Origin of the sequence: Pseudoalteromonas sp. S16_S37 (genome assembly GCF_014694405.1) — a bacterium.
Classification (GTDB): Bacteria; Pseudomonadota; Gammaproteobacteria; order Enterobacterales; family Alteromonadaceae; genus Pseudoalteromonas.
This window is the reverse complement of the sequence record NZ_JAAUWV010000012.1, coordinates 47,358-72,982: the sequence shown is the minus strand read 5'-3', so window position 1 is coordinate 72,982 and position 25,625 is coordinate 47,358. Positions and strand designations below refer to the sequence as shown.

General features: G+C 42.9%; 28 protein-coding genes. 3 read left to right on the top strand and 25 right to left on the bottom strand.

The window, feature by feature from the left end:
* Positions 1-157: 157 nt before the first annotated feature.
* On the top strand, positions 158-445 hold the full coding sequence (locus HC733_RS08200) for a hypothetical protein (RefSeq protein WP_190364565.1): 288 nt from the start codon (positions 158-160) through the stop codon (positions 443-445).
* A 76-nt stretch (positions 446-521) separates the two neighbouring features.
* Here the strand turns inward: HC733_RS08200 and HC733_RS08195 are convergent, their stop codons facing one another.
* Genes HC733_RS08195 through ccmA form a run of 10 tightly spaced genes read right to left on the bottom strand, consistent with a single transcriptional unit; the run spans position 522 to position 8,245 of the window.
* On the bottom strand, positions 522-1,253 hold the full coding sequence (locus HC733_RS08195) for an MlaA family lipoprotein (protein WP_190364564.1): 732 nt from the start codon (positions 1,251-1,253) through the stop codon (positions 522-524).
* A complete protein-coding gene (gene ccmI, locus HC733_RS08190) occupies positions 1,254-2,516 on the bottom strand; it encodes a c-type cytochrome biogenesis protein CcmI (protein ID WP_194710015.1) in 1,263 nt (420 codons plus the stop codon).
* Between the two features lie 2 nt (positions 2,517-2,518).
* Positions 2,519-2,974, bottom strand: coding sequence for a cytochrome c-type biogenesis protein (locus HC733_RS08185; RefSeq protein WP_190364563.1), 456 nt, complete (start codon positions 2,972-2,974; stop codon positions 2,519-2,521).
* On the bottom strand, positions 2,971-3,543 hold the full coding sequence (locus HC733_RS08180; protein WP_190364562.1) for a redoxin family protein: 573 nt from the start codon (positions 3,541-3,543) through the stop codon (positions 2,971-2,973). The genes HC733_RS08185 and HC733_RS08180 overlap by 4 nt, the downstream gene beginning before the upstream one ends.
* A complete protein-coding gene (locus HC733_RS08175; protein ID WP_190364561.1) occupies positions 3,540-5,504 on the bottom strand; it encodes a heme lyase CcmF/NrfE family subunit in 1,965 nt (654 codons plus the stop codon). Before HC733_RS08175 ends, HC733_RS08180 begins: the two co-directional genes overlap by 4 nt.
* A 1-nt stretch (position 5,505) precedes the next feature.
* Positions 5,506-5,985, bottom strand: a complete 480-nt coding sequence (gene ccmE / locus HC733_RS08170) for a cytochrome c maturation protein CcmE (RefSeq protein ID WP_190364560.1) — start codon at positions 5,983-5,985, stop codon at positions 5,506-5,508.
* Positions 5,982-6,185, bottom strand: coding sequence for a heme exporter protein CcmD (gene ccmD / locus HC733_RS08165; protein WP_190364585.1), 204 nt, complete (start codon positions 6,183-6,185; stop codon positions 5,982-5,984). Before ccmD ends, ccmE begins: the two co-directional genes overlap by 4 nt.
* Positions 6,185-6,925 carry a heme ABC transporter permease gene (locus HC733_RS08160; protein ID WP_190364559.1) on the bottom strand — a complete coding sequence of 247 codons (741 nt, stop codon included), beginning with the start codon at positions 6,923-6,925 and terminating at the stop codon, positions 6,185-6,187. Before HC733_RS08160 ends, ccmD begins: the two co-directional genes overlap by 1 nt.
* Before the next feature lies 1 nt (position 6,926).
* The gene (ccmB, locus tag HC733_RS08155) at positions 6,927-7,613 is read right to left on the bottom strand and encodes a heme exporter protein CcmB (RefSeq protein ID WP_190364558.1); all 687 of its coding nucleotides are present in this window, start codon (positions 7,611-7,613) and stop codon (positions 6,927-6,929) included.
* Positions 7,610-8,245: a cytochrome c biogenesis heme-transporting ATPase CcmA gene (gene ccmA, locus HC733_RS08150; RefSeq protein ID WP_446727624.1), complete on the bottom strand. Its 636-nt coding sequence runs from the start codon at positions 8,243-8,245 to the stop codon at positions 7,610-7,612. The genes ccmB and ccmA overlap by 4 nt, the downstream gene beginning before the upstream one ends.
* Positions 8,246-8,333: 88 nt before the next feature.
* Between ccmA and fliK the strand changes: the two genes are divergently transcribed.
* Positions 8,334-10,658 (top strand): flagellar hook-length control protein FliK, encoded by a 2,325-nt coding sequence (fliK, locus tag HC733_RS08145; protein WP_190364557.1) that lies wholly within the window; start codon positions 8,334-8,336, stop codon positions 10,656-10,658.
* 8 nt (positions 10,659-10,666) lie between these two features.
* Complete coding sequence (locus tag HC733_RS08140; protein WP_190364556.1) at positions 10,667-10,963, top strand: EscU/YscU/HrcU family type III secretion system export apparatus switch protein; 297 nt, start codon at positions 10,667-10,669, stop codon at positions 10,961-10,963.
* Here HC733_RS08140 and HC733_RS08135 read toward each other — a convergent pair whose 3' ends face one another.
* The 15 genes from HC733_RS08135 to fliQ form a co-directional block, all read right to left on the bottom strand.
* Positions 10,964-11,302, bottom strand: coding sequence for a DUF2802 domain-containing protein (locus tag HC733_RS08135; protein ID WP_190364555.1), 339 nt, complete (start codon positions 11,300-11,302; stop codon positions 10,964-10,966).
* Positions 11,303-11,389: 87 nt separating this feature from the next.
* Entirely contained in the window at positions 11,390-11,887 is a 498-nt protein-coding gene (locus tag HC733_RS08130; RefSeq protein ID WP_190364554.1) for a chemotaxis protein CheW, read from the bottom strand.
* 24 nt (positions 11,888-11,911) lie between these two features.
* Positions 11,912-12,682, bottom strand: a complete 771-nt coding sequence (locus tag HC733_RS08125; RefSeq protein WP_190364553.1) for a chemotaxis protein CheW — start codon at positions 12,680-12,682, stop codon at positions 11,912-11,914.
* An 8-nt stretch (positions 12,683-12,690) separates the two neighbouring features.
* Positions 12,691-13,461 carry an AAA family ATPase gene (locus tag HC733_RS08120; protein WP_190364552.1) on the bottom strand — a complete coding sequence of 257 codons (771 nt, stop codon included), beginning with the start codon at positions 13,459-13,461 and terminating at the stop codon, positions 12,691-12,693.
* A 68-nt stretch (positions 13,462-13,529) separates the two neighbouring features.
* Complete coding sequence (locus HC733_RS08115; protein WP_190364551.1) at positions 13,530-14,639, bottom strand: protein-glutamate methylesterase/protein-glutamine glutaminase; 1,110 nt, start codon at positions 14,637-14,639, stop codon at positions 13,530-13,532.
* Between the two features lie 78 nt (positions 14,640-14,717).
* The gene (locus HC733_RS08110; protein WP_190364550.1) at positions 14,718-16,928 is read right to left on the bottom strand and encodes a chemotaxis protein CheA; all 2,211 of its coding nucleotides are present in this window, start codon (positions 16,926-16,928) and stop codon (positions 14,718-14,720) included.
* Positions 16,929-16,941: 13 nt separating this feature from the next.
* Positions 16,942-17,724, bottom strand: a complete 783-nt coding sequence (locus HC733_RS08105; RefSeq protein WP_190364549.1) for a protein phosphatase CheZ — start codon at positions 17,722-17,724, stop codon at positions 16,942-16,944.
* 20 nt (positions 17,725-17,744) lie between these two features.
* Positions 17,745-18,128, bottom strand: a complete 384-nt coding sequence (cheY, locus tag HC733_RS08100; RefSeq protein ID WP_070991394.1) for a chemotaxis response regulator CheY — start codon at positions 18,126-18,128, stop codon at positions 17,745-17,747.
* Between the two features lie 38 nt (positions 18,129-18,166).
* Positions 18,167-18,877, bottom strand: coding sequence for an RNA polymerase sigma factor FliA (locus HC733_RS08095; RefSeq protein WP_190364583.1), 711 nt, complete (start codon positions 18,875-18,877; stop codon positions 18,167-18,169).
* 26 nt (positions 18,878-18,903) lie between these two features.
* A complete protein-coding gene (locus HC733_RS08090; protein WP_190364548.1) occupies positions 18,904-19,764 on the bottom strand; it encodes a MinD/ParA family protein in 861 nt (286 codons plus the stop codon).
* Positions 19,757-21,256, bottom strand: a complete 1,500-nt coding sequence (gene flhF / locus HC733_RS08085; protein ID WP_190364547.1) for a flagellar biosynthesis protein FlhF — start codon at positions 21,254-21,256, stop codon at positions 19,757-19,759. Before flhF ends, HC733_RS08090 begins: the two co-directional genes overlap by 8 nt.
* A gap of 21 nt (positions 21,257-21,277) precedes the next feature.
* The gene (flhA, locus tag HC733_RS08080; RefSeq protein ID WP_190364546.1) at positions 21,278-23,374 is read right to left on the bottom strand and encodes a flagellar biosynthesis protein FlhA; all 2,097 of its coding nucleotides are present in this window, start codon (positions 23,372-23,374) and stop codon (positions 21,278-21,280) included.
* Between the two features lie 64 nt (positions 23,375-23,438).
* Positions 23,439-24,569 (bottom strand): flagellar biosynthesis protein FlhB, encoded by a 1,131-nt coding sequence (gene flhB, locus HC733_RS08075; protein ID WP_190364545.1) that lies wholly within the window; start codon positions 24,567-24,569, stop codon positions 23,439-23,441.
* A 3-nt stretch (positions 24,570-24,572) separates the two neighbouring features.
* Entirely contained in the window at positions 24,573-25,352 is a 780-nt protein-coding gene (gene fliR / locus HC733_RS08070) for a flagellar biosynthetic protein FliR (protein WP_190364544.1), read from the bottom strand.
* A gap of 3 nt (positions 25,353-25,355) precedes the next feature.
* Entirely contained in the window at positions 25,356-25,625 is a 270-nt protein-coding gene (gene fliQ / locus HC733_RS08065) for a flagellar biosynthesis protein FliQ (protein ID WP_190364543.1), read from the bottom strand.

Genomic DNA, 25,625 nt, shown 5'->3' with positions numbered 1-25,625 from the left:
ATTCGATTTACAAAGCTTTACATCGAAGTTAGTAATCCACCCCAAAAACAGAGTACACTATTTTCATCTTGAAAGAGGTAAGTATCTATTTTTAACACAAAAATATGATGGACGTTGCTAACTATGACAATTGGATGTTTTCCGGGAGAAGGCCAAAATGCTAAAAACTAAACAGGTAAATCACTTCGCTGCGGTTGTTGATGATGTACAATCTGGGCCATTTTCTGAGCTACAAAATCGCCTTGATGAAATTCAAAAGAGTGGAATGACAGCGTTGACAATGCGCAGTATTCTGTTCAATAAAATGTTAGATCTGCACAATGTGCCAGATGACCACTTTTTACGTGATGAGTCTGCACCGTCTCGACTAGATGACCCTTCATTATTGATTGAGAAGTTGAACGGTTTAGGCTTTTACAAAAAGCAAACAGGTGTAATTCACTAAGACCGAATTTGTGGGAGCCTACTCTCCCATTCAATAGGCTGGCACTGCCCGTCGCCAGCCTATCTCCCCACACTCTTTACAAATTCTCTAAAAAGTCCTCATCAAAATCCGTTGGTTCTTCCTTAATTGGTGGATTTCCGTCATATAGTTCATACAATTGACGTTGAAAATAAACATCTTTCACAAAAATATATGGGTCTAAAGATTCTTTTAGCAACTTCTCTTGTGCCATCAAAGAAGCCCTAGCTTCAACCGCTTTGATTGCAAACAACGCTAATGTCTGTGGCGTGCTCAAGGCTATCTCAGGTAACACGTAATTATCGACGATATCACCAGTTAAGTTTCTTGCAGTTGAAGGGCCCATTGCTGGCAGCATTAGATAGGCACCATCACCGAATCCCCAAACACCTAACGTTTGTCCAAAGTCTTCGTCTTGATGTCCAAGACCCAAACTAGTCGCCACGTCGAATATACCCAAAATACCTACGGTAGAATTAACTAAAAATCGCGCAACGTTCACGCCCATACTCGCAGGCTTACCTTGTAAACCTGCGTTGATTGCATCCGTCGGCGTCGTCAAATTGGTTGTAAAGTTAACTAGCCCAGTACGCACTGGCTGGGGCATCACCTCAACATAGCCGACCGTTACAGGACGTAAAATATAGGTATCTAACACATCCATATTGAAGTCATATATAGGACGATTAAGTGCTTGTATTGGGTCACGCTCATCTTGCTTTTCAGCGGGCACGCTTACGCAACCACTCATAACAATGGCTGAGAGCGCAGCTAATATAGGCTTTAACATTTACTTTCCTGTGTCTGATATGATCCGATTAATTTCGACAGCAACTTCATTATTTTCTTGTGCTAAAGAAACAACTTGGCTTTGCCCTTCCAACTCTCCAGCCTGAGGCATCACACTGCTATCTACTGAGATACGAGCAGTGATCACGACTTCTTGATAATTAGACAATTTTAGCTCAGGCATCATCGCCATACTATCATCTAGGGTGACCACCAAAGGCAAGTTAAAATTTGTAAGCTTAGCGACTGCCAAAGGCATAGCAGGGCCATTTGAAGCCTTAGCAAAAACGAACAGTGTGCCTTGCTTTGGAACCTGAGATAGTAAGTTTTTATCCAATGTGACATTAACGGTTAAACTTACCGCCGCAGCTGATTGAGTCGGAGATATTTTCTGTGCAATCTCAGCGATACGCTGTTCAATCATTGTATAGCGAGGATCGCTTTGTTCCATATTTGCAAGCAACACTTCAAATGCAGTTTTAGCTTCTATCCAATCTTGCTTTTCGTACGCAATTAACGCCAATAGAGAAATGGCATCAACATTCGTTGGATTGCTTTTCAAAACCTTAGCAAGTAGTCGAGCTGCTTTATTCATGGCCGGTTCAGAGCCTTCAACTAACAATACTTGGCTATAATTTATCAGCACATTATGGTTGTTAGGTTCCATCTTTAGCGCTTTTTCAAAAGCCTGCTTAGCCATTTCAAAATCACTTAATGACATTGCTATGCGCCCTAGTAACATCCAGGCAACCATATCATCACCACTATTAGCTAGTTTCGTGCGTAAGCCCAAAGCAAAAGCCTGCAATTCGTTGGGGGAAAGAGCTTCACCTTGTTGCAATACTGCCCTTTCGCCATACTCAGGCAGTTTATCAATTGCCTCATACCAATTGGCTATTTGCTTCTGGCTACCCATGTAGTAGTAAAATACGCCACTCACTGCCAAGGTAAATAGCAAGCCTGTTAGTGCAAATATACGGTTGTTACCTCGGCTATTTAACTGCTTTTCAGGCTCAAGTTCATTGAGTAATCTGCGTTTTAATTCCAGCACAGACTCTTGGTGCATTTGTGCATCGATACGCTGATTGGCTAAATCCACCTGCAACTCATCTAATCGCTGCTGGTAAATATCAATACGCTGCGCATTGGCTTCATTATCAACTCGCAGCACTCGTTCTCGACGTAAAAACGGCGTAACAACAAATAGCAACGCCAATAATGTAAGTAGCGCAAACATGCCCCACATTTGCATAATACCTGACATAGTTACTGCTCCCTACGCTGATATTGTTTGATTAGTTTGGCAAGCTTTTGCTCATCGTCGCTACTCCACGTTTGTTTGCGTGATGCCTTTTTTTGCCTAAAGACAATAAAACCAAAGCCAATAACAACAATCAGCACAGGTAATACCCACAATATGATAGTTGCAGGTGTAACGGGTGGCTGATAGTGAACAAAGTAACCGTACCTGTCTATCATGTAATCAATGACTTCTTGCTTACTTTTGCCGTCATTAACAAGACTAAGCACCTTATCTCTAAGATCTTTTGCCACCACGGCATCTGAGTCAGCGATATTTTGGTTCTGACATTTTGGACAGCGCAATTCATGGGTTAACTCTCTAAATGTCGCAGCGCGCTCTTCGTTAGCAAACGTATACTTATCTTCGGTAGCCGTTGCTGAGCCACACAAAATGAGCAGCAAAACCATTACAAATTTCATTGTGTAAGCTCCATGATTTTAGGTGCAAATTTAGAGCGCCAAACACGCTGGTTTATATCACCCGTGTGGTGTAGCAATATTTTACCTTGCTTATCGACTAAAAACGTTTCAGGGGCTCCGGATACTCCTAAATCTAATGCAAGCGTTCTATTTAAATCCAAAATATTGAACTGATAAGGATTGCCTGTTCTAGCTAGCATGGCTTGTACTTCAGCGCGTAATTTGTTGATATCAAACTGATCGCCAAAATCAGGGTCGTAGGCTTGCTCATAATACAAGCCGATGATTTTGACCCCTTGCTCTTTCAGTTCAGTCAAATAACTGAGTTCGGCGATACAAGTAGGACACCAAGTACCCCAAACGTTGAGCAAATACACATCACCAATCAGGTCTGTATCTTGCCATTGCTTTTTATCATCCATCAGATCTGGCAATGTAAAGCTTGGCATTGTGTGACCTATTCGGCCTGTTTGTAATTCTCTAGGATTACCAAACAAGCCCTGATATAAAAACACACAAAGCAAAATAAAAATAAGAAACGGAATTAACCCCAGTAACTTTCGGTTCATGCCCCTACTCCTTGCTGATTACTTGGTGCTGATGTTTTTCTGTAACGCTTGTCTGTAATTACAATAAATCCGGCCAGCGCAATCAGTAAGCCCCCTAACCACATCCAACGTACGTAAGGTTTATGGTAAATACGTAAAGACCAAGCGCCTTGTGTTAATTGCTCTCCTAGGGCTAAATACAGGTCTCTGAAAAATCCATCATCAATAGCCGCTTCGGTCATAAACTGCATGCCAATATTGTATAAACGTTTTTCGGCATGTAACTGTGTAACCACTTTGTCATTTTTCAAAACGGTGACAACCCCTGCATGGCCAGTATAGTTAGGTCCAACAATTTCTTTAACACCTTCAAAGCGATACACATATTCGTTTAACGTCGCCGTTTCGCCCGGTAACATACGTACTGAACGCTCTACCGAATACGCAGATGTTAAGGTAACGCCCGCTATCACAAAGGCAATACCAATATGGCCAGATACCATTGCCCAATAGCTAACACCTAAACGTTTCACCCCTTCAGATACGCTATTTTGAACTGTTACCTTTTGCACAAGATCAAACAGTGTCAGTAATACAATCCAAACAGCTAAGGCAGTACCGATAAATGTCAGAGGTGCGACAACCTCATAGTTACCGAATAACCATGCACTGGTAATTACTAGCGTAATAACGCCTAGCAATAACCACTTTTTAACTAAGGGTGATAGTTTGTTTTGCTTCCAACGCAACATAGGTGCTAAGCCAAGCAAAATAGCAAATGGCACAATCAAAATAGCAAACATTTGATTGAAAAATGGCACACCAATAGAAATTGAGCCTAGCCCGAGTTCCTTATGGATCATTGGTAATAACGTACCAAGCAAGACCACCAACATGGCCACAACTAAAAATATGTTATTAATCCACAGCGCGACTTCTCGTGAAAAGAACTGATAACGCCCCTCGCTTTTTACCTGTGCTACACGCGCTGCGTACAAGGCCAAGCTACCGCCAACTACAACAGCTAAAAACATGAGAATGTACAAGCCTCGGTCAGGATCAGTGGCAAATGCATGAACAGACACTATGATGCCTGAGCGCACTATAAAAGTACCAAGCAAACACAAGCTAAACGCAGTAATAGCCAGCAGTACTGTCCAAGACTTAAATACGCCACGCTTTTCTGTGACAGAGAGTGAGTGCAGCAACGCTGTCGCCACAAGCCAAGGCATTAATGACGCATTTTCTACTGGATCCCAGAACCACCAGCCGCCCCAGCCAAGCTCTGAATAAGCCCACCAACTACCAATCGTAATACCCAAGGTTAAAAAGCCCCACGCAGCCATAGTCCATGGACGCGACCACTTTGCCCACGTGTTATCAAGTTTGCCAGTTAATAGCGCTGCAATTGCAAAAGCAAATGACACTGACAAACCCACATATCCCATGTAAAGCAGCGGTGGATGAATAATCATTCCAGGGTCTTGCAGTAACGGATTAAGATCTCGTCCTTCAACAGGGTAATAAGGTAGAAGGCGCTCAAACGGACTAGACATCCAAAGGGTATAGAGCATAAAACCTACGCCCAAAAAGCCTAGTACGCCCAATACTCGTGCTCTTAAAATCCATGGTAGTGAATTAGACATTAATGCCACAACAGCGGTCCATAATGTTTGCATCACTAACCAAAGTAAAATAGCACCTTCATGCCCACCCCATGTTGAGGTTACTTTATAATACCAAGGCAGCGTACTACTTGAATGGTGAGCAACATAAGCCACGGTAAAATCGTCAGTTAGAGTAATATAAATCAGGATAGCAAAAGCAAACAGGACAAAAACGCATTGACCTACCGCCAATGAAGGTGCTGCACGCATAAGGCGCAGATTGCCAGTGTGCGCTCCCCACAAGGGGAATATACACAGCAGTAAACTCAACGACATTGCCAGCACAAGTGAAAAATAGCCAATCTCTGGGATCATATTAGTTCTCGTTATTTAAGTTGTACTTTGGCTTCTCGTGTTTAATCCCTTTCATCGCCTCTGCAACTTCTGGGGGCATATATTCTTCATCATGTTTAGCCAATACTTCAAATGCTTCTATCACATCAGGCTCAACTAACTTGCCCTGAGCAACGATGCCTTGCCCCTCTCGGAACAAGTCAGGCAAGATACCATGGAAACGAATAGTCACCGTTGGCCCGGTATCCATTAATTTAAAACTGACATCCAAGTTATCTTCATCTCGAACAACAGAGCCTGGCACCACCATACCGCCTATTCTCAGCTTTTGCCCGATAATTGGCTTATCTTTGTTTTCGCCCTTACCGTCGATTAGCTCGCTTGGGGTATAAAACAAATTGATGTTTTCTTGCAACGCGTACAGCATCAAACCAATTGCAGAGCCTACACCAAATACAATGGCAACCACGGTCAGTAAACGTTTTTTTCTTCTTGGGTTCATGCTTGCTCCTGTTGCTTTGCCTTTTTAATACGCTCTTCACGGCGCATCTGTGCGCGCACTTCGTTACGAAGCTTCTTGCTATCTCGTAGAGAACTTAAAAATACTGCAAGTAAAATAGCGCTACAGCTGCCAAAAGATAACCACACATAAAAGCCGTAGCCACCCATAGCAAAAAATTCACTTAATGATTCAAACTGCATCATTCACCTCGACCAATCAATTCACGCACCCACGGACGGTGTTTTTCACATTGTAGGATTTCATTTTTCAACCGGATCAATGTAACCACCCCAACAAACCCAGCAAACGCAGCAATGTTTATAAGCAATGGCCAAAGCATCGATGGATCAATTGCAGAGGTATCAAATTTAGTAATGGTCGCACCTTGATGTAAAGTGTTCCACCACTCTACCGAGAAGTGGATGATCGGCAGGTTAATAACCCCCACGACCGCTAAAATACAGGCCGCGCGCCCCGCAGACTTTTTATCTTCAAAGGCGTGATACAAAGACAATACCCCTAGGTATAAGAACAATAAAATCAGTTCAGAGGTTAATCTGGCATCCCACACCCACCATGCTCCCCACATAGGTTTACCCCATGCAGCACCTGTGATAAGTGCAATGGCAGTCATGGCTGCACCGACAGGAGCAATTGAGATCACTGCAAGTTCAGCATTTCGAATTTGCCAAACCAAAGCAATAATTGCCGCTATTGCCATTGACGAATAAGCACCCATCGACAAAATAGCGGATGGAACATGAATAAATATGATTCGGTAGCTGTCTTTTTGCTGATAATCTGCGGGGGCATACGCAAGCCCCCAAACCCAGCCTACGGCCAAACACACAACGGTAATAACGGCAAAATAAGGCAGTAGCGTGTTGCATAGTTGGTATGCACGCTCTGCTTTTGCATAGGGATGTAACCATTTCCACATGTTAACTTACACTCACTTTTAAAGCTGAAGATATCGCTATCGGTGCACAAACACAGGCGATTGCCAGCATTGCACCGAGGATTGCTAATTGCCCGCCATAGGCTAAAGACATACTACTTGTATCAATGGCAGACGTCGCAAAAATCAGGACGGGGATATAAAGGGGTAATACTAATAAGCTCATCAAGATCCCGCCTTTTTGTAATCCCACGGTAAGCGCAGCGCCAATGGCGCCAATAAAACTTAGTAAAGGCGTACCAATTAGTAATGTTAGTACCGTGGCACCGAGCGCTTGTGCTTCTAAATTCATTAACAATGCGAACACGGGTGCCATTATGACCATAGGTAAACCCGTCGTTGTCCAGTGCGCACTCACTTTTGCAAGCACAGATAAAGACAAAGGATAAGGAGAGGCTATCAATTGCTCTAACGAGCCATCATTAAAATCATCTCTAAAAAGCTTATCAAGTCCAAGCATAGTAGATAGTAGTGCCGCAACCCAGATTATTCCTGGAGCCATTCTTGCCAACAAAGCGGGCTCAGGCCCTATGGCCAACGGAAACAAAGTGATAACGATTAAAAAAAATAGTAACGGATTGACTATCTCTGAGCGCTGGCGAAAAGCCAGTGTCACATCTTTGCGATACACACTAGTAAATAATTGCCAATAGGAGTGTTGGGCCATCAAAATTGATACTCCAGAACAAGTGTTTTGAGCGCGTCAAAATGGGTGGTTAAGTCTTGGTGGGTTGTCAATAAAATTGACCCGCCTTGAGCAAGATGCTTTTTAAATTGAGCTTGTAACAAGGCTACACCTTTTTTGTCCAACGCAGTAAATGGCTCATCCAAAATCCAAAGCTTAGCGTTATTGTGCCATAATCTGACTAGCGCGACCCTACGTTGCTGCCCTGCGGATAGTGTTCTAACCGGCACATCCTCCAAACCGACAAGACCTAGATCAGCAAGTAAGTCATACGCCTGCTCATCCACTTTACATCCATGAACATGTAGCCAATGACACACATTTTCATAAGCACTAAGCTGACCATTTACACCTGTTTTATGGCCGATGAAAAGCAGCTGTGCTGCAAATTCGTCGTAGTATTGACTGATTGATTTGTTGTCAAACAATATCTCGCCATCATCAGGGCGAGCAAACCCCGCGATAATTCGAAGTAGTGAGGTTTTTCCTGCACCATTTGGGCCTTCAATTTGCATTATCTGCCCAGCTTCTAACGAGAAGCTTAGCGATTCAAACAGACAACGCTCTTGTTTAGTACAAGTAACAGATTTAATCTCTAGCAAATTGGTTATTCTCATTACCCAAAATTGGGCGTTAGTCTACCATAATGGTATGGTAATACGAATAACGCCTTGCGACCGATTAGCGGAAATTTGATTTAAAATAATGAATAAGCCACCGATTTCTATTCAATATTCGACAACAACTGATGCAAACGCAGCTTTAAACGAAGGCCGCGCAAATAATGAACTAAGTAAACAACCAAGCCAATTTACAGCACGTAATGTGCAAATCAAACCTGGTTCTTTACAGATGGAGGTTGAAATAGATGGCCGTTGGCAAACGATACGCTTAGCAACAAAAGAGGCAAATCAGCCTACCTTACGATTAAATGAGGCTCAAATTACACTCAGCGACAACGGTCAATCCTTGACCATAAAAAGTGCTGACCAAGTTATCAATATAAAAGCCGCCAATGAGCTACTGTCTCTACTCACGCTGCTAAAAGGCGGAGTAGCAGAATCAAGCTTATCTACACAAGCAAAGATTTCATCTGGGAATAATCCGCAACTGTTACTGGAAAAAATAGGTATAAAATTGGCTCTTGACCCAACACTTGCAAAGATCCTAAGTGAAGAGCATAAACTCGTTGCACAACTACAAGCCTCTGAGAGCAAAGTACAATTAAAACTATTCAATGGGTTTGCCGACTTACTATTTAGCAGCGTACTGAGTAAGCAAAAAATTGCTGAGCAGTTAACTTTGCTTGGAAAAAGTCCACAAATATTAGTTGATAAACATGCCATACAAATTAAGTTTTCTGCCACTCAAAAACCGCTATCCGTATCTATCGGCAACTTAGCGACTCAACCTCAAGCAGGCCCAGTGCAATGGCAAAATGCAAAACTACAAAGCAATATTCAAGGTGTACAAATTGCAACGTTAAGTGAGCAGTTTAACATTGATTTAAAACAATCAATAAAGGGTAAGTTCGACCAAGTATCTCAGTTTGTAGCGCCACAACAAGCAAGCGATCCTTTGAAAACCGCATACACGTTAAATTACCCTAAACCCATTTTTTCGATAACATTCCAAGATATAAAAAAAGCGGTAGAGCAAGCCCTTAACCAATGGCTCTCTAAACCATTTAAGCAGGTAAGCCCTTCTCATAGTAGCCAGATTGCTGCACCACCAAGCGCCATACAAAGCTTATCAAAATATAGTGACACGCCCTTGATGTTACAGCGCATTGAAACACAAAACCTGCCACCTCTCGTAAAATTAATGGCGCAATTGAAAAGTATCTTGCCCAGCTCGCAAATTGAGAACCTTTCAAACAGTCTTATCACTAATCTACCGCAAAGCAAAGCGAGAATTGTCGGCTCTCAAGGCTCTTTACCTCAGGCTAACGCACAAGGGCTAGTTAAGTCGGTTGACAAATCAATACAAGCGGCAGTCGTAAATCAAGCAGCAAATGGCAGCTCAGGAGCAACTGATAAGCCGTTACCTAATTTGGTGCAAACAAATAATGCTTTTAAAGCCAGCTTACCCATTGAACGAGCTTTGTTAGAACCACTTCTCAAACTGCTGAACAAAACGGCTGTAGATACACCAAAGTTATCAAATACTCAGATCCTCAGCGAAAAAGTAGCTCAGTTGAGTCAATATAAGCACCCTCAATCCGTTGATATGACAAAGCTAGTTCATCAGGCTTTTAGTCGTATGATCGACGCAAATAACGTGTCAGGCAACTTAATCGCCAGCGAACTAAATGCACTGGTGCCTGGTTTAATTAACACCAACTCAGCAATTACGCCTAATTTATTGGCTAGTAGCTTCACGCAAGTACTAGACAAGTTGATCGTCACCTTACTTGCCGCCCCCAAAGCAATCGCTACCTCATCAAAACTTGAGGGCAGTGATCAGACTCAGCGTTTAACGGCTTTACTAGAAACGTTATTACCCAATGCTAAAAGCGTATCTGCGAAACAATTATTACCTCACTTACAGCAACTAAATAGCAACTTGTTAGGGGAGCTTTCACAACTACAAAACAGCTTTTCATCTAGTGTACAAGTAACACAAACAAGCACCCAAAAAGTAGATAGTGAGACACAGCTTTTACTTAATTTATTGATGCCTATGAAGGTGCCACCAGAGTGCAAACAAACTGAACTACAGATTGGCAACTACAAGAAGCCAGCAAAAGCGAAGATGCCAGAGAAAACTGTGTGGTTTGTGCGCTTAAATTTTGATTATGCACATCTAGGTAAGCTCAGTGCACACGCAGAGCTTATGGACAAAGCACTTGATTGTGAAATAATCGGCAACAGCGAACAGGTTTGTGATCTCGCAAAACCTCATTTAGATGCATTAAGACGTAAATTATGCGCTCATGGGCTACAAGTTAATGAAATAGTACTGACCGAAGATGCCGAGCAACAATACGCATTTTACGAGCAACACGCTATCGTAAATATAAAAGTGTAGGAGAAGTCATGGAACAAAAAACCGCTATCGGATTGTTATATGAAGCTGGCAGCTCACCACATGTAGCCTGCAAGGGGTTTGGTGAGTTAGCAGAAGAAATTATCGAACTTGCGAAAGAAAAAGGCATCATGATCCACGAAGATGCTCAATTGGCCAGTACTCTCAGCCAGCTAGATTTACACCAAGAGATCCCAAAAGAGCTCTACTATGTCATAGCAGAGCTCATTGCGTTTTCATATGTTTTACGAGGTAAGTTCCCGCCTGGTTGGCAAGGTTTTAGTAATAAATTAGATATCAAGGCGTAATTAAGACTTTTGATGCAGTGACATAAGTAGCTCTGCCTCTGCTCTGGGAATTTCACATTCGCGCATTATTTCTTCTAAATCAGCACCAAGCTCTATCATTTTTACTGCTCGAGAGTATATTTTGGCATCTGGATCATCATATTTCTGAGCAGCTTGTTGTTGCGCTAAGTCCTTCGCATAATTTTCACAAGCAACCAGACGTTTACCAATATTCATCAGACTACTTCTAACTTCAGCCACTTCACTACGTAAAATAGCAGCCTGATCATGGGTATCTTTAATCCTGTGCTTAAGTACATGAAGCTCTTGCTGACTGCTCCCCAAACGCTTACTTAGCATCAAAATGAGCCCCAAACATACTAACGTTAGTAGGCTTGAGGCAATGAGTATCAATAGCAATAGATTATTGTTTACAACTTCCACAATTTATATATGACTCAACTCGTCCCACTCATCATCATTGAGTAGCTTGTTCAAATCGACTAAGATAAGCAACTCGCCTTCTCTGTTAGATACGCCTTGGATAAACTTGGCGCTTTCCTCTGTACCAATATTTGGCGCACTGTCAATTTCAGAACTACGCAGATAAACCACTTCAGCAACACTGTCGACTAGAATACCTATTACCTGTTTCTCAGCTTCAATGATCACAATGCGTGAATTGTCTGTTACTTCAGCACTGACCAATCCAAAGCGCGCTCGAGTATCTATCACCGTCACAACGTTTCCGCGCAAGTTTATAATACCTAACACATACGCAGGTGCTCCAGGCACAGGAGCAATTTCGGTATAACGTAATACTTCTTGCACTTGCATTACATTGATGCCGTATGTTTCATCCTCGAGTTTATAGGTCACCCATTGAAGAACTTCATCATTACTATCGGCATTTTTGTCTGCGGAAAGTAGTCTATCTTGGCTCATGGTTTAACTCCAAAAAGATCTTGTTTACAGCTCTCGACTATCGAGGCCTTGCTCAAGCAAGCGGTTTAAATTTTCTACATCAATCAAAGCGCACATTTTTTCTTTTATTACGCCTGCAAGCCACGGCCGCTTACCATCACCCGTACGCCATTTTACATCATCGGGTTGTAAAGTAATGTTATTTACCAAGTTTTCCGCCAATAATCCCCATGGACTATCACCCAATGTGATCAAATATTGGTAATCTAGGCCCGCTTCCAACTCTGGGGTATACTTTTCAGGCATCACCCAGCGCGCAGTATCAACAACATTTAACTTTTCATCTCGATTTAACATCACGCCTTTGAACCACTTCGGCTTGCCAAACAGCTGGTTTACATCTCCAAGTTGATGAATACCACCAAGGGACTTTAAAGGCACTGCGAGCGTCAGTCCCGCCACCTCAAAAAATAAGGCCTGAAATTCATGTTCACCATAAGCTTCTTTAGCGCTAACTATTTGATTTGAAGCTTTAGCCGATTCTTTGATAATAGTATTATTTTCTGGTATCTCAAGATTTTTCGTTTGTTCTTCAGGGATTTCCTGCTCAATAAACGTTTGAGTTTTAGCCTCTACAACCTCTTGCACCTTGAGCTGTTTTGTTGGCTCTGTTTGTTTGAGTTCTGAAACATCAGGCACTTGTTCTAGTAATTTGGCTACAGGCAGCAATGAAGTATTCTCAGGTTCTTCTTCAGAAAGGAGTGCCCCTAGATATTGTTTCATCACCTTTTCGTTAGCAAACAAATGTTTACTCATTTATACCTCTATTTAACCTGCATCAAATAATCAAGTAGTGCACGATAGGCAAATACTCCCCTTGACTTAGGACAGTACTCAACAGGCACTTTTTGCGCCAAACTGGCATCTCGAAACTTTGTATCTACCGGAATAACCCCCGGCCAAACGCAATCTTTATAACTAGCCAATAAGCTTTTGTATGCTTCTAACGACGCTTTGGTGCGCTTATCATACATTGTAGGTATTATGGTATATTGATATTGCTTGGATTGCGAACTTTGCATCAATTCCATCGTTCGCATCATTCTATCTAACCCTTTTAGAGCCAAAAATTCAGTTTGCACCGGTATTAATACTCTTTCACTGGCAGCAAGCGCATTAACCATCAAAACACCGAGCACTGGTGGGCAGTCTAAAATGGCATAATCATAATGCTCGCTTATTTTTTCTAACGCCTTTTTTAACACCAGCCCCATTCCTGCACGATTGCCCATACTTCGGTCCAGAGTCGCAATCGCCATTGTGGCAGGCAAAATATCTAGGTTTTCTATTGTTGACGGGCATAATGCTTGCAAAATTTCTTCACTTTGCATGGCACTACCACGCGCGAAAATATCATAGACACTAATCTCAAGCTCTTCTGAATCAATGCCAAAGTAATAAGTCAACGAGGCATGGGGGTCGGTATCAATCAGCAACACTCGTTTGCCTTGCAAAGCTAAAATACCCCCAAGACTCACTGTCGTGGTCGTTTTCCCTACTCCCCCTTTTTGGTTTGCTACTGTCCAGATTTTCACGAGTTAATGCATTCTCCAAATTATGAGCTTGTTGTTATTATTGTTCTTTGGCTAATTCGTGCTAACAGCTAACAACCGACCTCTTTAGTGATACGAGCCGCGACATCCTGCAGTGCAATATGCTCACTAGCAAGCCCTGCATTGGCAACAGCCTGTGGCATACCGTACACAACACACGTTTTTTCATCTTGTGCCCAAATAGTAGCACCGGCTTGTTTCAACATACGGGCGCCATCTCGTCCATCAGCCCCCATACCAGTTAATACAACCGCCAGTACGTCCCCCTGATAGGCCTTAGCTGCACTAGCAAAAGTGACGTCTACACTCGGTTTATACGTAATTCTAGGGCTATCGTCCTCAAAAACTTTGAGCGTTCCTCGAGATTCGACCATCATCTGTTGGCCACCTGGAGCGAGATATGCAACGCCCGGCTCTAGCCTATCACCTTGCTGCGCTTCTTTTACTCTTATCTTACAAAGACTATTTAAACGACTTGCAAAGGCGGGTGTAAATGCCGCTGGCATATGCTGAATAAGCAAAATAGGGTATGGGAAGTTAGCTGGTAGCTGCGTCAAAATAGTTTGCAATGCAACCGGGCCACCTGTCGATGTGCCAATAGCAACCAACTGGTACTTTTTACCCGATGCCTTAGCCGCGATGCTTGATGAACCAATACCTGTGCGTTGAAATGTTCTGTCTGGCTGGCTGATACCTGTACTCGTGCCCACCGAAGGTCTAGTAGACTGACCAATAGTCGTACTTGTAGAAAACCTAGATAAACGTCGGCGGCCAATTTCCTTTACTTTAGTCTGTAAAGATTTTATCGCCTCATCGCTATTACGGGCAATGTCTTCAAACTTTTTCGGTAAAAAGTCCAAAGCTCCTGCATCAAGTGCATCTAGAGTGGCACTTGCGCCTTCTCTAGTTAAAGATGAAAACATCAATATAGGCGTTGGATTGGAAGCCATGATTTGCTTTACGGCACTAATGCCATCCAGCACAGGCATTTCAACATCCATAGTAATAACGTCCGGTTTTAACGCAGCCGCTTTCTCTACAGCTTCTTTACCATTCACCGCAAAGTCGATTACTTTAATATCACTGTCTAATTCAAGGATTTCACTGACTCGGCGTCGGAAAAAACTTGAATCGTCTACTACTAACACTTTAACTGCCATTGGCACGCTCATTCAAAATTCAGATCTAAAAAGTGGTGCGCAAGGCACCACTGTGTCTAACAGGCTAAGCAAATAGCGCTACTTACCTGCATAGTGCTTAAGCATGTTGGGTACGTCCAATATTAGGGCGATCCCACCATCAGATGTGATAGTGGCTCCCGCCATACCAGGCGTTCCTTGTAATAGCGCATCGAGAGGCTTAATAACCACCTCTTCTTGGCCAATCAAAGAATCAACAACAAAACCCACTTGCTTGGTTCCAATTTGCACAATAACCACATGGCCTTCGGCCTTTCGTTTACGTCGATCAGCCCCTTTCACCAACCAATGTTCTAAGTAAAATAGCGGTATCGCCTTTTCTCTCACTATGATGGTCAACTGTCCATCAACAATGTTGGTTTTGGTTAAATCTAAGTGGAAAATCTCATTCACACCTGCAAGAGGTAATGCGAAAGTTTGTTGGCCCACTACCACCATTAAGGTCGGCAGTATCGCAAGCGTAAGCGGTACTTTGATCTCTAATATAGTACCAACACCCAACTCCGATTTAATATTGACAGAGCCGTTTAGTTGAGTGATTTTAGTTTTCACTACATCCATACCGACACCGCGGCCTGAAATATCAGAAATTTCCTCTTTGGTCGAAAAGCCTGGTGCGAAAATTAAGTTGTAAGCTTCGGTATCGGATAAACGACTTGCCTGATCAGAGTCAATAACCCCCTTATTAATCGCTATCTTTTTGAGCTTTTCAGGATCCATACCAGCACCATCATCACGGATGGTAAGCAGTATATGGTCACCTTCTTGCGACGCCGCAAGAGTGACTGTACCAGTACGAACTTTTCCTGCTGCTTCACGTACCTCTGGCATCTCTATACCATGATCCACAGAGTTTCGAACAAGGTGAACCAGCGGATCTGCCAAGGCTTCCACAAGGTTTTTATCTAAATCCGTCTCTTCCCCTTCCAAGATTAGGTTGATGTCTTTTTTCAGACTTCTCGCCAAATCTCGCACCACTCGTGGGAAACGGCCAAACACCTTCTTAATTGGCTGCATGCGGGTTTTCATCACCGCACCTTGCAAATCTGCTGTAACAACGTCAAGGTTTGAAATAGCCTTGCCCATTGCTTCGCTATTTGTGTTATTGGCCAAGCTCACTAATCTATTGCGCACTAATACAAGCTCACCAACCATATTCATGATTTGGTCTAAACGTTTCGTATCTACCCGTACCGTTGTTTCAGCTTGGGGAGCTGGCGCTTTTTTCGCCGCTGCCGCAGCAGGAGCAGGAGCAGCTGCTTTCGGCTCTGGCGCTGGCGCTTTTGGAGCCGGTGTAGGCGTTTGTTTCACGGACTCAACTGGTTTTGCGGGCTCGCTAGGAGGCTGAGGAGCTTTTGGCTTATCAACAGAGCCTTCTACAGAGCGAGGCGCACTGCCTTTGCCATGTAACTCATCCAGCAACGCTTCAAACTCATCATCATTAATTTCGTCGTCATCTGACCCCGTAACTGATGGAGCAGACGCTTCACTTTGCGGCGTTGACGCTGAACTGTCTGTCTTAATGGCACCGAAACTGCCAACACCGTGTAACTCATCTAAAAGGCTGTCAAACTCATCGTCCGTAATATCACCATCACTATCCGAAGTACTCGATGTCGCCTCTTTCGTATTCTTAGCAGGACCCTTACCTGTACCATGTAATTCATCGAGCAAACTTTCGAATTCATCTTCGGTTATTTCGTCGATGCTTCCATCTTGACTCCCTCCTGAACTATCGGCATCAATATCAAACAAAATATCATCTGCTTCTACCATATTAGGTTGTTCAACTTCGTCAGACGCAGAGTCAACTTCAGGCACCTCAGGCGTCGACTGTAACTCGATAGATTCATCTTCAGATTGAGGTTTACTAAGCTGATGAAGTGTTTCAAGAAGGGCAGGATCTGCAGGCTCTGGCTGTTCGCGATTCTGTATATGTCCGAACATCTCATTGATAGTGTCAAGCGATTGGAGAATAACATCCATCAACTCTGAAGTAACTTTTCGTTGTCCCTGACGTAAAACATCAAACACGTTTTCAGCACCGTGACAGGCATCAACCAGCTCCGTCATACTCAAAAAGCCAGCGCCCCCTTTCACGGTATGGAAGCCCCTAAAAATAGCGTTGAGTAAGTCTCTATCTTCTGGGTTATTTTCCAATTCTACAAGCTGCTCTGACAGCAGCTCTAGGATCTCCCCGGCTTCTACGAGAAAGTCTTGTAGGATATCTTCATCGACTTCAAAGCTCATGCATACTCTCCTATTAGAAGCCTAAACTTGACAGTAAATCATCAACTTCATCTTGACCAGACACCACATCGTCCCGCTGGTCTGCATCAATAATCGGCCCCTCAGGTCCTGAGATTTCATTTACGTCAATGTCAACCACACTCTTCGAACTAACTTTTCTTTGAGCTTTTTTATTTTTGCTCGGTAACTCGTCAGATGTACCAAATACGGTTAACAAATTAATTAGGCTATCTTCAACTTCTCTTACCAGCTCTATAACTCGACGAATAACTTGCCCTGTTAAATCTTGATAGTCTTGAGCCATTAGCACATTGGTCATCAAGCTTTGTAACTCATCCGTGCGCGTTTGTGACCCTTGCATAAACTTGTCTAAATCATGACATAGAGACTTAAACTCACCCAGCTGTATATCACGTCGCATTAAGCGATCCCAAGTCGGCTTTATGTTTGACAAATCATCCGCTAACTGTTGCGCTAGAGGCAAACTTGCCTCTACGGCATCCATCGTTTTGTTGGCGGCATTCTCCGTCATTTCCATAACATAATTTAAACGTTGTTTTGCATCAGGAATGGCTTCAGTCGTCAAATCAGCAAGACGCGTGTCGAGTTCAAAATTTTTCAGTGATTCATGCAGTTGGCGAGTTAACTTACCCACCTCTGCAAATAACTCAGACTGCTCTTTATTGGCAGCTTCCAAAATTAATTGGTCTGCTTTTTCTTGTTCACCTTGCTCCAAATATGCAACAAGCTGTTTTGCCTGCTCAAGGCTGATCTGAGGCACAGAAGGCGTTGACATTAGCCTCTCCTTCTAAGTTCTTAGCCTAAACGTTCAAACACTTTTTCTAACTTAGTTTTTAGTGTTCCTGCGGTAAATGGTTTAACGATATAGCCGTTAACCCCAGCTTGTGCAGCCGCTACAATTTGCTCTTTTTTGGCTTCCGCCGTTACCATCAACACTGGAATGTGCTTAAGGTTTTCATCAGCTCTAATAGCACGGAGCAAATCAATCCCTTGCATGCCAGGCATATTCCAATCTGTTACTACAAAATCAAACTCTTGGTTTTGTAACATTGGAAGCGCAGTACTGCCATCATCGGCTTCTTGAACATTGGTAAAGCCTAAATCTCTAAGCAGGTTTTTGATTATTCTCCTCATTGTAGAAAAATCATCAACCACGAGAATTTTCATGTTTTTATCCAAAACATCCTCCAGTGAGGTTTGAACCTATTATTTTTACTCTAATTGACCCAGTCATTGATTTTGGCTCTTAGCCTTATCATTGCCTGCCCATGAATTTGGCTAACACGAGATTCACTTACATCTAGTATTTGCCCGATTTCTTTTAAATTCATTTCATCGTTGTAATAAAGCGACAACACTAGGGCGTCTCTTTCCGGCAAAGATTTTATCGCTGCCACTAACGACTCGTTAAAGCGTTCATTTTTAACGTTATTAAATGGTTTGTCTAGCGATAAATCGTTGTCAGCAGGCGAAATAACATCCTCATCTACACCTAAATCCTCTATACCTATGACTTTACTGCAATTAACATCACTTAGAATATGATGGTACTCATCTAGCGTAATATCAAGTTTTTCAGCAATTTCAGTGTCTTTTGGTTCTCGATTGAGGAGGGATTCAAGCTCAGCAATGGCTTCAGCTACCATTCTACTTTTACGGTGTACAGAACGAGGAGCCCAGTCACCTCTGCGAATTTCGTCTAACATGGCTCCGCGTATGCGAATGCCAGCAAACGTTTCAAAACTAGCACCCTTAGAAGCATCGAAATTTTTAGTTGCTTCGATTAGTCCTATCATACCGGACTGTACCAGATCATCTAACTGAATATTGGCAGGTAGACGTGCCAATAGATGACACGCCACTTTTTTGACAAGTGATGCATGACGTTCCACCACTTTATGTAAATTTTCAGATGTCTGATACCCCATCGCTTTACTCACCGATGATGCCATAGTTAACCATTGACAAGTTGTTCAATAAAAAACTCTAAATGACCCGAAGGTTGGTGCGGGATTGGCCACTTTACAGCTTTGCTTGCAAGACCTCTAAATGCCACAGCAGCAGGTGAATTAGGGAACAACTCTACAATCGTTTTCTGACGTCTTGAAGACTTCCTCATATTTTCGTCAAACGGTATCGTTGCTACAAGTTCCAGCGCTACATCTAAAAATCTATCCGTCACCTTTGAGAGTTTAGCAAATAATTCTTGCCCTTCGCGTAAACTGCGAACCATATTAGCAACAATTTTAAATTTATAAACGCCATGCTCGCGGCTAAGTACCTTAATTAATGCATAGGCGTCGGTAATAGAGGTAGGCTCGTCACAAACTACCACGACAACATCCTGAGCGGCGCGAGAAAAACTCAATACCATATCTGAAATACCTGCGGCTGTATCCACAATAAGTATGTCAAATTCAGTATTAAGTTCACTGAATGCCCTGATAAGACCCGCATGTTCCGCAGGCGTTAATTCAACCATGCTTTGTGAACCAGACGTAGCAGGTACAATTCTTATTCCCGCAGGGCCCTCTACCAAAATTTCGTCCAACTCACATTCACCAGAGAGCACATGTGAAAGGTTTTTTTCGACCCTTAGGCCTAACATAACATCACAATTAGCCAAGCCCAAATCGGCATCTAGCACCAATACACGGTTTCCCAGCTGGCCTAGTGCGATAGCTGTATTTAACGATACATTGGTTTTACCCACTCCGCCTTTACCACCAGTTACCGCGATAACTTTAACACCGTGATTATTATTTTGACTCATTTTACGCAGGCCACTTGCTTGATCTAATACTGTGTTAATCATACATTCCTACTGTCTGAGACGCTACTGCTACAGGTCTCGAATGTTGTGCTTTTATTCTTTTTAAATACAATTGCTCTGCCTTTTTGACTAGCTTTTGAGCATTTGCAACACGAATATCCTCTGGAACTCGCTGTCCGTTAGTAAGATACCCTATTGGCAAGCGATTTTGAATCGCTATGCTAATAATCTCGCCTAAACTTAGACATTCATCAAGTTTAGTAAAGATACAGCCACTTAAATTTACTTTTTGGAAGTGGCGTACAGTTTCTTGCAACACATGCATTTGCGATGTTGCGCTTAATACTAGGTAACTACGAATATCAACTCGAGTACTTCTCATCAACGTATTAAGTTGTTCTGTTAAGCGCAAATCTCTTTGGCTCATACCCGCTGTATCTATTAATATTAGACGTTTATTGCGTAAGTGATATAAAACTTCGGCAAGTTCATTTGCATCTTTCACTTGCTTAACTGGGCACCCAATAATACGACCATAGGTAGATAGCTGTTCATAAGCGCCAATTCGGTATGTGTCGGTTGTGATCAGTGCCACTTTATCCGCGCCGAATTTTTGCGCGCCTAGAGCAGCAAGTTTAGCAACAGTTGTTGTTTTACCCACCCCTGTTGGCCCTACAAACGCGTATACTCCACCTTGACGAAGAATATCGTTGTTGGTTGTATGCATCTGATTGATAACCATATTCAATAACGCATTCCATGCCTCTTTACGAGAAACATCATCAGGAATAAAACACGCCATTTGCTGTGCAACTTCAGCATCGATACCCATGCCTTGTAAGCGGTCAATTAAACATGCACGCGTTGGGTCACGGCGCGCCATTTCTTGTTTCATAAGACCAGAAACTTGATGCTCTAAAAGCTGGCGAATCGCGTTCATTTCTTCACGCATTGAAGCCATTTCGTTAGACTCTGTTGCACTATGTTGCACCTCATCACCAAAGCCAGACTCTAACTCATCATCAAATTGCCAATCGGTATCTGAATGCGTTTGGCGCTGCTCTCGCGCCATTCTATCCATACTACTAGACGTAAATTTTTGTGGCGCTCTTTCGTGGTGCTCAAAGCCAGTAGGAGCAGAGTCGTGATGACGCTGTTTGAAAACTTGTTCTGTATCAATACCTGATTGTGAAAACATTGAAGCTAATTGCGGTGAACGAGGACGAGGAGCCTGACGCTCAAGCAAGGCTTCTAAACTATCCGCAACTTGGGCTTGTGGTGCAGGACGTGCACTTTGTGGCTCAGGACGAACAAAGCGTGGACCTGTAGAACGAGGCTTAGATTGCTCCATTGCCTGCGCTTGATTAGTTGATTTAGGTGTTGCAGGCGCACGGTCGTTGTCTATTGCAGCAACAATTTCCACGCCATCAGCCAACTTTTTGTTTGACATAATAACCGCATCTACACCTAACTCTTCTTTCACTTCTTTCAGTGCAGTGCGCATATCTTTGGCAAAAAAACGTTTAATTTTCATGTTACAACCCCTTAAATCCTATTACTGTCCAACTGAGCTCACAATCTTAATTTGTCTTTCATCTGGCACTTCCTGATATGACATCACGCGAAGGCCGGGGATCGTATGTTTAACAAATCTTGAAAGCACACTTCTTAACATACCTGAGGTTAATAAAATGGACGGGTCGCCTAGCATTTCTTGCGTTTGATGGGCTTCTCTCAATGAGTTTTGAAGCCTTTCCGCAAGACCAGGTTCGATACCTGCCCCTTCATCACCTGCGTTCTGAAGTGAGTTATGCAACATCTGTTCCAACTCAGGCGCCAATGTTATGACAGGGATCTCATCTGCGTTACCAACCGCATCTTGAACTATCAATCTGCGCAGTGAAATTCTCACTGCAGCCGTTAATACATCTGGGTCTTGGCTTCGTGGACCATACTCTACCAATGTCTGTACAATAGAGCGCATGTCTCTGATTGCCACACCTTCATTGAGTAAATTCTGTAGTACTTTCACGACCGTAGTAAGAGGAAGAACATCCGGTACTAATCCTTCCACTAAACGAGGGTGGCTCTTAGCTAACATATCCAGTAAGTTCTGAACTTCTTCATGACCTAGTAAAAGAGAAGCGTTGTTAGTCAGTAATTGACTGATATGAGTAGCGACTACCGTCGCGGCATCAACAACGGTATAACCCAGAGAATGGGCCTCATCTTTCTGATCTGGCTTAATCCATACAGCATCTAAGCCAAATGCAGGGTCTTTCGTTTCTATGCCTTTGATTGGACCAAACACCTGACCAGGGTTTATAGCAAGCTCGTCACCATGTTTAAGCTCACCTTCACCAGAGCCTACGCCCATCAACGTAATGCTGTATGCGTTAGGGTCTAGCTCTAAATTGTCACGAATATGTACAGGTGGAATTAAAAAGCCAAGTTCTTGAGATAACTTTTTACGCACCCCTTTAATACGGCTGAGTAACTCACCACCTTGAGATTGGTCGACCAATGGGATTAAGCGATAACCCACTTCTAAACCAATCACATCAACTGGTTGTACGTCATCCCAGCCCAATTCTTTTTGCTCTTGCTTAGTGGCAACATCACTACCTTTCGCTGCTGTTTCTGCGGCAGCTTCAGCAACTTCTTTTTTCTGTTTTTGAGTAAAATACGCTAAATAGCCAAGTAACGCGCCAAGACTTAAAAATGCAAAATGTGGCATACCTGGTACAAGCCCCATCACAATTAAGATCCCAGAAGCAATGAATAGCGATTTTTCATTACCAAGCTGAGTTTTGAACTGCTCACCCATGTTATGGGATTCATTTTGACGTGTAACAACGATTGCTGTACCAATTGATAGCAACAGAGAAGGCAGCTGCGCAACAAGACCATCACCAATAGTTAGCAAGGTATAAACTTCCATCGCTCGGCTAAAAGACAGACCATGTTGGATCATTCCTACAAACAAACCACCAACAATGTTGATAACCAAAATTACAATACCCGCTATTGCATCACCCTTAACGAATTTACTCGCACCATCCATCGAACCATAAAAGTCCGCCTCACGAGTTACTTCTTCACGACGAGCTCGAGCATCTTCTGCACTAATGAAACCTGCGTTCAAATCCGCATCAATCGCCATTTGCTTACCAGGCATAGCATCTAACGTAAAACGTGCAGATACTTCTGAAATACGGCCTGCGCCTTTTGTGATTACAACAAAGTTGATAATAATAAGGATAAGGAAAACCACCAGACCAACGGCATAGTTGCCACCAATAACAACAGAGCCAAATGCTTCGATAACTTTACCAGCGGCGTCACCACCGTTATGACCTTCTAGAAGCACAACTCGTGTACTTGCAACGTTGAGCGCCAAACGCATGATAGTTGCAATCAGCAAAACAGCAGGAAACATACCAAACTCTAGCGGCTTCATGGTGTACACAGTCACCAATAGAACGACTAACGCCAAAGCAATGTTGAAAGAAAACAGAATATCTAATAAGAAAGGAGGCAGTGGCAAAATAACCATACCTAACGCCGCAAGTACTAATAACGGAGTACCCACACCTTTAGCATATTCTTTCTTATCTTTATTTAATTGCGATAAAAGCGCTTTAAATTCCATAACTTAACAACTGCAAAATATTGACACTAAGCAGAAAATGCAAGTTACGAGCCAAAAATCTCTTCTAGTGCTTTAAATCATCAGGTATGGGTAGGTCTTTACCTAAAGAAGTTGGTCTGCGTCCCCGACCTTTATTGAACCGTTTTAGCTGAAATACATACGCCAACACTTGTGCTACTGCAGTAAATAGCTGATCAGGGATTTGCTCGCCCACTTCAGTCGTGTGATACAAAGAACGAGTTAACGCAGGCGACTCTACAATTGGCACTTCATTACCAATGGCTACTTTACGAATTTGCATGGCCAATTCATCAACGCCTTTTGCAATCACAATCGGTGCACCCGCTCTCTCCGTGTCGTATTTCAATGCTACCGAATAATGTGTTGGGTTAGTCACAACGACATCCGCATCTGGTACATCTTGCATCATTCTACGTTGCGACATTTCTCTTTGCGTACGACGAATACGGGCTTTTATTTGTGGATCACCCTCTGAGTTTTTGTATTCATCTTTTATTTCCTGCAACGTCATTTTTAATTGCTTATGATGGTTATAGCTTTGATAAGGTGCATCAATGGCAGAAATAACAATGGTGGTACAACTGATACCTAGAAACATCCAGGCTAAAATTTCCAATGCGTGTATCACGCTACTCGGAATAGACTCTATACTGAGGTGAAGAATTTCATAGAAAAAAGCACTGATCAAAAAAATAGCGAACCCCGCCACCAAGGTAAACTTCAGAATCGATTTAAATAGCTCGATAGCAGCTTGGGGACCAAACATGCGCTTCAACCCCTTTGCTGGTGACATTTTACTTGCCTTTGGTGCCGCCGCTTCCCAACTAAAATTGAATCCGCCCAAAAGCGTATTTCCAATGATGCCTGCCAAGGCAATGATCAACACAAACATCGCGAATGGGAAAAGTAACTCGGAAAATGCAATATCCCAAATAGCAAACATCTTTGTCGTATCATAGGTTTCATTGCGATTTAAACTTAACGCTCGTCCCATGATATTAAACAGCCCTTTGCCAAGCGCTGGCCCATACAAAAGTAGTGCTATCGCAGAAAAAATAAGTACAAATGTTGTTCCAAGTTCTTTGGAACGCGCAACCTGCCCTTTTTTACGCGACTCACTGATTTTTTTCTCGGTGGGTTCTTCGGTACGTTCTTGACCAGAATCTTCTGCCATAAGCTACACCGTACAGCCTATTAAGTTACACATCAGCTCTGTCATCTTTAACCATTGGAATTCAAATTGCACAACAAAGTTGCCAAGCGTTGCCCAAATAATGGTCAATCCTGCAACTAGGGTAAACGCAAATCCTACTGAGAATATATTCATTTGTGGCGCAGCTCGGGTCATCACACCAAACGAGATATTAATTACCAGCATAGCGGTTAATGGCGCTAAAGACAGAGCCAGCGCAGTACTAAACATCCATCCTCCCCAATTAATTATCTGCCAGTAATTGTCGACGACCCACCATTGACCGTTGATTGGAAAAGTATCGAAGCTATAAATAATCATGTGCATCATCATAAGATGCCCATTAAATACAAAAAATAGTAAAGTCGCCAATATTAAGTAAAACTGACCAACAGCAGGCACACTCAAGCCATTTGCAGGGTCCACTACTGAGGCAAAACCGAGACCTGTTTGCATCGCTAGAATTTGACCCGCGATAATAAAGGTATTTAAAAGTAATAAAGAAGCAAAACCTATCGCAATACCGATTATCATTTGCTGAATAACGACATACAACATGGAGAAAGAGAATAGCTCAACAAATTGCGCTTTAGGTAGGGCTGGCATCACAGCGAACGTGACTACCACAGACAAAGCTAGTTTGATTCTAGTTGGCACCGTTTGTGCGCCCAGACCAGCCATCACCATTATCATTGAGCTGATACGCACCAACGGCAATAGCAAATCGCTAAGCCATTGCATAATGATTGCTATTGGAAACTCCATAGCCTAGCCCGCTATTTCAGGGATCCGCAGAACAATCCCAGTAAAAAAGTCCATCAGCTCTTGAGTGAACCAATGACCTCCAACGATAAGAGCCAAAATAGTAATAATTAACCTTGGTAAAAAGCTTAGCGTTTGTTCGTTAATCGACGTTGCGGCTTGAAACACAGCCACCACTAAGCCGACCATTAAGCCTGGGAGTACAATTGCTGCTACTAGCTTGATCACTAAAAACAGTGAATCGCTCAGTATATCAACAAAGACTTCTGGCTCCAT